This is a genomic window from Nocardia farcinica, assembly GCF_029867845.1.
Taxonomy (GTDB): Bacteria; Actinomycetota; Actinomycetes; order Mycobacteriales; family Mycobacteriaceae; genus Nocardia; species Nocardia farcinica_A.
In genome coordinates this window covers 1-1669 of sequence record NZ_JARWRU010001217.1, presented here as the reverse complement: position 1 = coordinate 1669, position 1669 = coordinate 1, and the positions used below count along the sequence as shown (strand labels likewise).

The window sequence follows — 1669 nt, the reverse complement described above, 5'->3', positions numbered from 1 at the left end:
GCTGGCCGAACTCGCCGCCGCGCCGCGCTCACCCGCGCGTGGCGGGGGCATCGGCCCCGAGCGCGACCGGGCCGCCGACTTCGGCGCGCTCACCGGCCGGGTGGCCGGCTTCTGCGCCGCGGGTGATCTCGCGTGCGACGCGCCGCCGGACGCACCGATCCTGCGGGTGGTCACCAACATCGCCGGGCAGAGCCGGACCGGCGGCGACCCGGTGGCCGCGCTGCTCTCGGTCGGCCAGGCGCTGGCCTACACCTCGATCAGGACCGCCGCGATCGTGGCCGCCGAGGATCTCACCGGCGCCACGGCCGCGGACATCTCGCTGTCGCCGCGCAAGTCGATCGCCGAGCGGCTGGCCGACGCCTCCGACCCGCGCACCGCGCTCGACGCGGGCGCGGTGTTGCACGGGCTGTTGCGGGTCGGTCTGATCGGGTTCAACGCCGTGACCGCGGTCGTGCGGGAGGTGCTCGATCCCGCTGTGCTGTCGGAGCTGGCGCGCGCCGGACTCGCCGACCCCGCGGCCGGGCTCGCGCTGCTCGGCGGCAGATTGGCGGGCGCGGTGCCCGAACTGGTCCCGCCTACCACGATCTCCCGGCTGGTCACCCAGGCCTACGACGAGGTGGTCCGCACCGTCACCGACGAGCGCGAGCTGCTGGATCTGACCACCTGGGTGCGTTATTGGGACACCGCGCGTCAGCATGGCGCTTATCACACCGAGCGAGCGGGTTCCTGGGATGTGCCGCCCACCAGGTATGTCGCCGAATGGTTCGCCGCGACCGCCCGTGACCTGGCCGAACACACCGGAGCGGCAGGGGAGCCCGCGTCCGCTCCGGCCCATGTGGACGGCGGATCAACTGGTACGGCCCCCGGCGCGTCGGCTACTCCGAACTCCGGCGGTGCGGGACAATTTCCGTTCGGGACAGGAGCCGATGGCGCCTCATCCGGGGGCGTGACCTCGATTCCGCCCACCGTGGCACCCGGCGTGGCCGGCCGCCACTACCCGTTCTCCACGAACTGATCGCCGAGAGGTCCGACGATGCGATATCACGCGCCCGGCCCCGTGGGAATGGGGGAATGTTGAAGTCGTACAAAGATCTGTCCCGCTGGTACGGCCCGATCGAGCCGGAAGGCGCCGCCGACACCGAACAGACCACCTCCGCCGAGGCCGCGTCCCGCGACGCCGTCCCGGGAACCGCCGGTGCGGGCACGCGGGCACCGGCCGAGCGTTCCGAGCCGCGCAGCGAGCGCGACCGTCTCGTCGTGATCGACTCCGAGGCGGTCCCCGACAGCGACTCTCTCGCCGAGTCCGACTCTCTCGCCGAGCCCGTCGCCGAGGCGGTGTCCGTCGCCGAGGCGGTGTCCGACGCCGGCGACTCGGCCGATTCCGGCGAGCGGGCCGCCGACGACCACGACGGCCCGGCCGACGGGCCGCGCGCCGGGAACGACCCCGACGACGGTGACCCGGCCGACAGCGACGTACTCCGTGACGGGCCGGCTCCCCGCGCGCGCGGCCGCACCCACGACGAGAACCGCTTGCGCCTCGCCGACGACGCCGCCGGCCCGACCACGGCCCGCGGCAGGGGCCGGGGCCGGGACGAGTTCCCGGTCCGCGAGGCGCCGCGCCCGCGTGGCCGTGCCGCCGCCGCCGAGCCCGACCCGGCCGACGTGCGGG

Annotated in this window: 2 pseudogenes; both read left to right on the top strand. The window is 75.0% G+C overall.

Annotation, left to right across the window (positions count from 1 at the left end):
• Nucleotides 1-1015: pseudogene (locus tag QH283_RS26960) on the top strand (cutinase family protein); the annotation flags it as partial.
• A gap of 56 nt (nucleotides 1016-1071) precedes the next feature.
• A pseudogene (locus QH283_RS26955) lies at nucleotides 1072-1669 on the top strand (hypothetical protein); the annotation flags it as partial.